The following is a 10257-nucleotide window of genomic DNA, read 5'->3' as shown; positions in this document are numbered from 1 at the left end:
ATATATATATACGTACAAAATGCTCTAGACTGGAGAAAATCATTCTATTCTTTATTTATATAATTCTTTACAACATACCAGTTTCTTGGAATTCAAAATCTAAAATTTTCTTAAATTCGCCTTAATTGCTTACATTCCAACAATTAGTTCGCCTTCATTCGTAACTAAAATTTTCATTTCTTTTAGATTTATATAAGCCTGTTTTTCTAATAAATTATATTTTTCTTTAGGTAGAAATTTTGGCCCTTTGATAAAACTCGCATGACTTGCTTTTAAATTTTTTAGCCCCTTTACTACTTCAGGTACTATTTTTAATAAATAAGGAGAATCTAATGGCGCTGCATACCTATATTCTAAAATACGATACACAGATTTCTCCATCTCCTCAAGACTTCTAGACCATTTCCCTTCACAAATAGCATCACAAGATGCATATATGACAGCATAAAACATAGCAGAAGCATTATTTTTTCTTTGTAAATCAGGCAATAAAGCTCCTTCCTTTATCGGGTCTACATGCTTGGATATTTCTATCAATAAATCTCTGTAGTCTCCGGTATATACTCCGGCATCAATAAAATCTTCCATTCCTGAAATATATTCATAGGTACTAGCTGGGAAATACGTTTGCCCCATAAAGAGTTTATTTGTACTAGAGAATCTCTCAGTTATCTTATCCCATCCCTCCCAGTGAATATTGAAATAGTCTAAAGTGGGGATGTACGCCATAGTACCATCCTGTTCGTAGGGTACTATAATAGAAATTTCAGTATCACTAGTTGTAAAATGATCCCACCCAGCAATCCAAACAACCCTTTCATATTCTTCATGTTTACACTCATTAACTACACCTATATCTAAATCCTTAATTTCAGATAAGACCAGCCTTACATCGGTTAATATCCTTATAGCCTCCATGATTGTTATGTGAGTTCCTGGATTATGCTTTGCTTTATTATAGGATGTTCGAAGTTGGTGAAGTGTATGTATAGACTTAGAAGAAACACTTAACTCCTCTAATCCATCAATTAACTCAAAGAAATTCCCCCTATTTCTTCTACTTTTGTATACTGCTTCTTTAAGAAACACTTCTATTGTTGATCCAATCTCTTTCAAAAGGCTTTTAACGTCATGTTCTGTATGATGAGTACTAGAAATACGTAAAGCATTTGAATATACTTGATTCACAATATTACCCATTATTTCGATATGTGTTCTCATACTTTCACTCCTTAATAATTTTCTTTAATGCCTGTGCTACTTTATTATTAAAGTCTATATTTATTATACAGACTACAATCTAACAAACTATAGTCCCTCGAAACTATTCTATATACCTCTTCATGTATTTGATGTCACTTTTTCATTTACATCAATTGCCCAATATTAATTGTAGAAGTCATTACCAGAGTCTGCATTAAACATTGGGAGAGTGGTTTCTTGAGTATTGAACAAACTTTTGATAATGTCTTGCAAGAATATCGTCTTAATTCAAAAATGAGTCAAGAAGAATTAGCGTTTAACTCTGGACTAGACAGAACTTATATCAGTCTTTTAGAAAGAGGAAAAAGAAAACCAACAATAAACACTTTATTTGCATTAGCTAGAGCCTTAAAAGTTAATCCGTCACAGTTAATTGAAGAACTAGAAGAAAAATTATCAAATCCAAAAATATAAAAAGAAACAAAAGAAAATACTTCAAGTGTTTTCTTTTGTTTCCTTATACCATTTAAAGAATAATAAAATAGTTTAATTTCAGAAGGACGAATTATTAAAATAACTCCTATTCTACCTAAATAAACATAGTAAGAACTATGAAAAATAGTTAAATTAATTAAAACAAATCTTTCATTTTTTCATCTTTATATTCGTCTAAAACTTTATATCTTATTTCAGTTTTATCATTTATCCAGCCCACGAACCATTCTTCTTTCCGACTACGTTCAGATATCTTTTCCATATAGAAATCCCACACAATCGCTAGTTTATTTCCTTCCAAATACCCTTTTAAATAATCTGCTCTAAATAACAAGTTTCTTTCATACCCTAAATACTGCGCATCAAAGACAACCATATTTTCAGCCTTGTCTTTCCATACTCCCTCAGAAACTTGAACTAGTTCAAAAAACTTCACTAAATCAGCATTTGGTAAAAGGTAACTGCATGAAGTTTTTTCTCCAGAAACAGAATTTATATTTGCCTCCCAGGAATATTCCCAAACTGAATCTTCACACTTTATATTTTCAAATTCCTTTTCATAATACATATCTGAAAAGGCTGGGTGCCAGTAGTGTTCAAATGCAAATATATCATCCGTATTTTTCCAAGAAACACTTATATCCCCTTTATTCATAGATTTTAAAGCGATGTAATTTTCTTTATCTTTAAGCGGCAAGAAAACTGCCTTTGTCTTTATAAAAAACTCATCCCTATCAATGAAGTTTTTTCCATTGTCCCTTTCTTGATTAATTAATTGTGCTAAAGATATATATTTATGTCCTCTATACTCAATAAATATGAAATTACCGAGACATTTAAACTCCTCTTTATTTTGGGCCCAATTTTTATTTGGTCTATACGGTAAATAAGATTTTATTAAATTACGCGTACTTTTTTCTGGTGGATGATCTAAAAAACTGGGATCAATATTCCTTAAAGACGACCCCCATGGTTCATTTATTTCCTTATTAACAGGATAGTTATCTTTTAATTTCGCTAGTATTTCATATAACGCAATCCACTGGTATTTTTTACCGATACGTTCTACTAGATTTTCGTGCCTATTATAATATCTGAGATTTCTATCATATTGACCATGTACCTTTTCATCATATCCATATTCAATAATTCTCATTATGGCGATATTACTTAAATCCTGATCGTCAAATTGATCCTTCCAGTTATACACTTCACGTCCAAAAACATATCTTCCAAAATCTCCATAAGCCCCAATACCTCTTCCATATTCCGTCGTCATAGATTTAATTATTGAATCAAATCCACAATACCCTTTTCCTGATATATGTTGCATTTCTTTTAACTTGGTATTTAAATCTTGTAATGAATATGTTTTTTTATACCAGCTACTCGAATATGGAGGATTTATTTTTTCGTATTCTTCAAGGTTAATAACTCCTTTATTTACAGCAAATAAAATAATGCTTCTTGCATAATCTCTAATTAATACATTCGAATAAACTTCATCCTGTATAAAGATATTAGTATAAATAACGTCAACTATTTCAACTAATTGCGGTACTTTATTTATTCTTAAAATCGCTCCATATAAGCTGATCAATAACCTTTCCAGAACATATGGATCATTTACATCAATAAATCTATTAAGATTCTTTAAAATAATTAAAGGTTCTTTTATATATAGTTTTATTAATGCAGTAGTAGAAATATCTCGCAGTTTTTTGTCAGTACATGTAAACAACCAAATAAAAGTTGTAGATAACAATTCAAAATTTCCATACTCGAAATGTTTAAAACTTAAATTTTGTTTTAAAAGAATTTCTACAAGACGCGTAGGTACTTCTGAATTACTATTTATAGATATTGTCCAACTTCCATCTCTTGTAGACATAGACATCTTGTACAGAGTATCATGTAAAAATTCTGCGTTTAACGGTGATTCTATAATATAAGACTGTTTTAACAACCTTTCGTATACTAAGCTTTGTAAATCTATATCTTTTTGTCTTAAACATAGATTTACCCATTCTAAAGTTTTGTCATTTATATTTTGTACGTTTCTCCATGCAATCCCCCGAACGAACGCTTCTGCTATATTAAAAGTTATACGCTCAAAGTCAATTAAATCTAGCCATTCTACTTTTAATTTTTCTGGAATAATTATTGATAAGCTCTCATAAACTCCATAATAAAATGAGTTATCAGATGACAATATATTTTCAAATAAGCTTTTGTCTTGTTGATATCTTTCTAATAAAACTAGGGATACATATATATCTGCAAATCTTTCATAAGTAAAATAAACTAGGCTTTCACCATGACTCCTTTCATTAATGGATAAAATATTTTCTTCTGCTAAACCTAAAAGTATTTCTCGATATCCAATTGTATATGGCTTTGCTATATTCTCTATTACTTCATAAAGCCGCTCTATTTCAATGCCATACCTCTCACTCTCAATAAATTCCGAGGCAATTTCTTTCAAAATTTTATCTACTAAATTTAATGAATTTATATATGAAAATCTTTTATCAAGTGATAGTCTATCATTAACCTTATTAATATATTTTTCTAATACTTGAACTATACTCCAACCTCTGAATCCAACATACTCTTCTTGAATTGCTTCACAATAAATTTGTAAGAAGAGGGGATTATAACACTCGTTTTCTAAAGATGGGAATATTACCGGATTTATCTTATAATAATTAAAAAATGGGTCCAAATCTTCCAAACTTAGATTATTAAATCCCTTATGCTCTAATTTATACAACGGAAAATCTTCTTCAATATTTTCAGGTAATATGCTTCTCAGATAATTACTCCTAACTGATAACACAACGGCAATATTTTCAAATTCTTTAATAAAATTTAAAAAATTCATTAAATAGCTTTTCCAAAAATGTTTACCTTCCCCTTCATTTAAAGCATCTATTATAATTACAGTTCTTTTATTTTTCTTCTGTGCTCTATCATTAAATTCTTTAAAAAAAGACTCTTTAGAACCTTTGTAATCAATTAAATCAAATAATTGTTTAAAAGGATGGTCATGTGTATTTAAATGTTGACCTAAAAATAAGAAAACACTATGCCCAACTTCTTGTAATTTTTTAGCATTGTCTGCCAATAAATGTGATTTCCCAATTCCTGCCTCTCCATATATCAATAGATACGGCTCGTTAATTAATTGAGGTTTTATCAAATACATATAATCATTCATTACTCTTTCATGATTGATTATTTGATTGATTAAATTAATGACTTCATTTCTAATATTTTTTTTAGTTTCTTCATTAATTTTATATCTTAATCCCTCAATTTCTTCCATAAAGCTATTGATTTCTTCTTTAAAGCTTTTCAAATTATTTTCTAAATAAAACCCTTTATCATTAAAATTAATATTCTTTAAATAGTTTAAAATCTCTTCAATAAAAGAAAGATTCTTAAATTTTATATCTTCCTTATACGTATCTAAAACCATATTTAAATTAATAATACTGTCTTGATACTTATTAATTAACACAGTAAACTTTTCAAAAATTAGCTTGTCACATACTAATGAATCAAATACAACATTTAGATCCGTTTCTACATTCGCTTCTGAATTATACCTTTTACCTAAATCTAATATATTTCGATCAAGTATTTTCTCTAAATACCCATCCGTATATTTTTCTAAGTGAGCCCTTTCTTGAATTTCATATAAATTTTTTTCAAAGTATTCTTTTAGACTGTTATTACTTTCAAGAATGCTATTTTGAACATTTGCCAAAATACTCATTTCATTTGTTTTAAAACTTTTGTCCCTATATCCTTCAAGATATGTAATCAATTCTTTAAGATATTGTGTTACAATCGGATGACTTTCTATCTCTTCTAGCTTCACAGATTTTCTATAATTATTTATTTCATTCATTGCTATTTGAGATAATTGCTCTACAAAAGCATCTTTGGTAATAGTGTTGTATGTAGCTCCAAATACATAATTAAATATCCAAAGCCCATTCTTTTCTTCATTCAAAAACTTTTGAAATGTATTTGAATCAACAAATGTGTCTTCAAATTGTTTTTGAAATGATTTTATCTTTTTTAATTTGGATTTAATCTTCCATTTTTCGATGAAAGAAGTAGTTAGAGACCCCATAATTTTACTTATTATAGGTTTTAGAATAAATGTAAACTTAAGCAATTTTTTCACACCTTTTTAATGATATTTTTCCTTTTCCTAACGGTTAGGGTATCCAGATATTTTTAAACAACTACTATTCTCTAATAGACAATCGTTATTTTTTAAAAGTAGTATTATGTTTTTCTAACATTTGTGAATACTGATTCTGTACGCTGTACATAAATCCCCATAAAAACTCTATCGATATGCATAAAAAAAGCTCCTCTTGTTAAGGAGTCTTCGCTCTCTTATATATCAATATCAATTCTCCAAAGTTTTTTGTCCATAGAAACGCTAGGTATACGATATGAGATTTATTAGTGTATTTCTAACATTTTAATACTCATCTATTGTCTAGATACCTAATTTATTTAATTCTTTTCTTTTATTAACAATTTCATAAAGACAAAAATCTTCATTAATCTTTATTACAATCGCAACCAACAATTTCAAAATCAGCAAATAATTTTTATAATTTGTTTCTTCATTACTATTGACCGCATTTCCTAATCTACCGTGCGCATATTTATTTCGTAATTGAGGACCATTTTGAAACTTACTGTTGTTCAAATAGTAATCAAACATATCTTGTTCTGACTTCGAAAATAAAGTTGATTCGAATTCAATTTTATTTTCTCGATGCATTATTTTTACCTCCGCTTGTAGTGATTCAGGCAATCTATACATGCTAATTACATTATAGTGATAAAGTTCATAAAGAATTTTTATTCTTAAGGGGTTTTTCCATCTCAAAAAACCATCAATAATAGAGATATAGTCATTATCTACAAGATATTGCAGTTCTGTTTTTTGGTAGTCTTTAAATTCATCTATATTTACTTTATGTTTTTCTAACAAATCAAAAAATGTTTCACTATCTTTCTGTGGATTTCCTAGATATCCAAGAAGCGTTTGATCTGAAAATAAACGCTGTAAAACTGGATTTAATATATCCTTTGCATATATATATTTATTATTTATTAAGCTAGGCACTTGGCTAAATGTTATCCCACTAGATGATAATGATAACATTTCGTGATTAATCACCTCATATTTAACATAACTTCTAAATTGCTGTAATACATATTCTATTTCTGGTAAAATATCTCTACATTTTTCCTTAAAAGATGACCCTTCAGAAGGTGCTGTAAAAACGTAGTCTAACACGGCAAAATCTTCTTTAAGATATGTTTTAAAAAACCATTCGAGTATTTCTTCTAACCTAACATTTTGTTTTCTTAACAATGGATAATATAATGCCATTGAAGCATCCGTTAATGTTTCACTATCTTTGAAAGTTTCATTAACAGGGTAGTCTCTCTTTGCTTTTAATTGAATATTATCTAGAAATGATGTTCTAATAGATATATTACTTACAAAATTAATTCTTCCGTTACCATCAATAAACTCAAATATCCAAATGAGGTTATTTAATATAGTTTCAAAATCTAATTCCTGTTCTAAATAAGTTTGATCATATACAATTTCAAACCCTGCACACCCTAATTTATGTTCTACTAACCTAGGTGCATCTTTTTGCAGCATAAACTTATATGTAAAAGATACTCCTGTACTATTTTTAAACAGTTCCTCTTCAATAATTTCTTTTCTTTTTTTGGCCTTCCATCTATGTTCATCCGTCACAGAAAACTCTTTTGTATTATGATGATTTAGGATAAGTTGTAAATAACTAGGGTTAGCTTCTGAAGAATTAATATAATTACTCATTAACACATTCAATTCATCTTTCGTTAGCGATTTAGGTAAATACAAATGCTTTGTATTTGTTTTAGAATCGACAACATATTTATCAAATAGTAACTCTACATTAGATGGGCTTCTTAATAAAAAGTTCTTAACCACCGTTCCGTAATCCTCAACAAGTTGAGGATGTTGACATACTTGAGTGATTGAAAATAAATTTTTCGCTAGTAGGTTAGCAAAAGTATTTTCATCTATTCGAGTTTTTATATGACATTGTACAAAATTTTTTAAAAAATCCTCTTTATATTGCCAATGTAACATTTCAACTAATGACTCAATGTTTACTCCATCGATACTAGAAAAATAACGCGCAATATAACCTTTTAACCCCTTACTAAGCCCTGTTAACTTTTCTATATGGTCATCTGTCCATTGAATAAAAAAGACTTTATTCTCAATGTAAAGTGTACAATTATACAATTCCAAAATATCATTAATTGTACGTGCTCCCTCTTCTTTAAAGTTCAATATTATGTCTTCTGCTTGCGATAAATAATGACCAGCAGCTAAATCTGTTGCGCCATAAAATTTTACTCCTTTCACAAACACAGCTCCTTTAAAAAATATTCCAATGCTCACTCCAAAATTGAAAGAGAGTATTGAAATATTTCTTTTTTATTATACTGATAAAGAACGGATTATGGTATTAAACTCCAATTATAAACCATCTCTTTTAAAATACTTTTTTATTTTCCATTATCGAGTTTAAGATTTACATCAAATGCTTTGTTCAAATTACACTTCCCCTACCACATTTCAAGCATTTTTCTATGGAATTTTACACCAAATTTCATAGAATTTAAATCTCTCATTTAAATCCATCTACATTACTTTTGTAGATTTAAATATTTATTTATAATAAGAGCTATTCATTTCAGAATTCGGAGTTAAATCTGGATACACAATTCTAATAATCATTTGATCCATTTTGCTTTCTATGGTAGCACGTAATTCATTAATTTTATTACAGTCTTCTTCAAGCAAGTAAAATGCTAGACTTTTTAAATTGTGCATAATTTGATTAAATGATTTTATATCTAAACGTTCAGACTCATTAACCTGTTGTAATTCTGCAATTAACATATCAATCCATTGACGGGGTATTTTTGGTTTTAAGTGAGGTATTAAATTTATATCTCCGTCTTCTGACACTACAACTATCAAACACTCATTATCCTGGCTATCTATATATCTTAACGCAGAATTATACCTAGCTCCACGAGCTGAATCACCTTTGTCTGTAGCTCGTCCATCCAATATTACCCCTAAAGCATGACATTTCCCATTAGGATCTAATAGTACAGCTCCATCAATTGCAGTAACTAATCTCATGACTTCGGCAGTCAAATTTATCGGCTCAATATTTATGCATTGTCCATTGAGCCGATCCGCTTCTTCGGCCGCTTTATTCGTAATTACAACCATTGTTCCATGCTTTTGCTCCGTGGCCGCTAAAATTGCATCCCATATTAAATCAATATCATTTTCATTTATTCTTGAAAAAGTCCTTACTAGATGGTCAGAGAATAACCCCTTTTCCATTCGTTCTTTTGGTAATCTGGGTTCCCGATATTCTACAACCATTAAGACACTATCTCTGCAACTTAATTCCCACATAAAATGTCTTTTAAAATTGATAATAAATAAATTTTCATCTACAGAATCATAGTCTAATATATTTCCCATACCATAAACTTCATTCCCATTAGCTAATAAGCTTATATCCCCATTAGTCATTTCAAGAAGTTTTCTTATTGCTTTGTGATTGGATAAATCAATAGGAGAACTAAACTTCAAAGTTTGATTAATAGAAGGATGATCATCATTGGAAATAATAAGTTTCCCATTGCTCTCTCCACCTTCATAGTATTGAGAGGAAATAAGATTGAACATCTCAAATAGGTTAACATCCCCATGAAATTTAATGGCCAATGTTCTCAAAAAGGTTTCTCCACCACTCCTAATAAACTCGCTACCATTTCGTCCCAATACATACAGTTCTTCGCCTACACCGGGTATTTGTAGAGCGTTTGAACACGATCTTAAAAACTCAAAAATTGTTGCTTCAATTAAAGACCTCATAATTGGAAATCTCTCTAATGCTTTAGTATCGTTTAGGGTCGGAATTGATTCAACCGATTCTTTGTTTAATTGTAGTATTACAAAAACCCAATAACCGTAAATATATGTAGGCATAGATATATGAAATGATAATTTTTGTTCCTCATATGCCTCATCAAGTACCTTATTCATTGCATTAACTTTTGCCTTTAGCTTAAGTCTATGATGGTATTTTTTCTCAGCAAATTCATTACTAATGGACTTTTGTCTATCAGGATCATTACAATAAATATCTTTAGCTATATCATTTACCTTAGAAAATAATTCGGATTCAAATGGAGTATCAGCTGTAATTACTGAATTTGGATTTTCCATTTTATTATTTTCATCCCATACCCCTACTACCCATACTTTGGGATTTAAATCTGATTTTATATTATTGAATATTTCTTTAGCGGTGGTATTTAGAGAAACTTGAAAGTGCGGTTGATATCCCCATATATACATCCAATCATCCTTTCTAATTATGTATTTATACTAATAATCACAAATAATCACCTTATAAC

The 10257-nt window shown here is 29.2% G+C and carries 5 protein-coding genes; 1 reads left to right on the top strand and 4 read right to left on the bottom strand.

Annotated features, from left to right (window positions below):
* Positions 1-129: 129 nt before the first annotated feature.
* Positions 130-1221 (bottom strand): hypothetical protein, encoded by a 1092-nt coding sequence (locus DN408_RS30995; RefSeq protein ID WP_147740521.1) that lies wholly within the window; start codon positions 1219-1221, stop codon positions 130-132.
* Positions 1222-1440: 219 nt separating this feature from the next.
* Between DN408_RS30995 and DN408_RS30990 the strand changes: the two genes are divergently transcribed.
* Entirely contained in the window at positions 1441-1677 is a 237-nt protein-coding gene (locus DN408_RS30990) for a helix-turn-helix domain-containing protein (RefSeq protein ID WP_147740520.1), read from the top strand.
* A 157-nt stretch (positions 1678-1834) separates the two neighbouring features.
* Here the strand turns inward: DN408_RS30990 and DN408_RS30985 are convergent, their stop codons facing one another.
* The 3 genes from DN408_RS30985 to DN408_RS32305 form a co-directional block, all read right to left on the bottom strand.
* Complete coding sequence (locus DN408_RS30985) at positions 1835-5842, bottom strand: AAA family ATPase (RefSeq protein ID WP_147740523.1); 4008 nt, start codon at positions 5840-5842, stop codon at positions 1835-1837.
* A gap of 378 nt (positions 5843-6220) precedes the next feature.
* Positions 6221-8173, bottom strand: a complete 1953-nt coding sequence (locus DN408_RS30980) for a hypothetical protein (protein WP_255449167.1) — start codon at positions 8171-8173, stop codon at positions 6221-6223.
* 306 nt (positions 8174-8479) lie between these two features.
* A complete protein-coding gene (locus DN408_RS32305) occupies positions 8480-10198 on the bottom strand; it encodes a DNA integrity scanning protein DisA nucleotide-binding domain protein (protein WP_235712298.1) in 1719 nt (572 codons plus the stop codon).
* Positions 10199-10257 lie beyond the last annotated feature (59 nt).

Source organism: Bacillus sp. AR13-1 (genome assembly GCF_008042285.1).
Taxonomy (GTDB): Bacteria; Bacillota; Bacilli; order Bacillales; family Bacillaceae_G; genus Bacillus_A; species Bacillus_A mycoides.
Note: the sequence above shows the minus strand (reverse complement) of the source record. Positions and strands in the feature narration are given on the sequence as shown.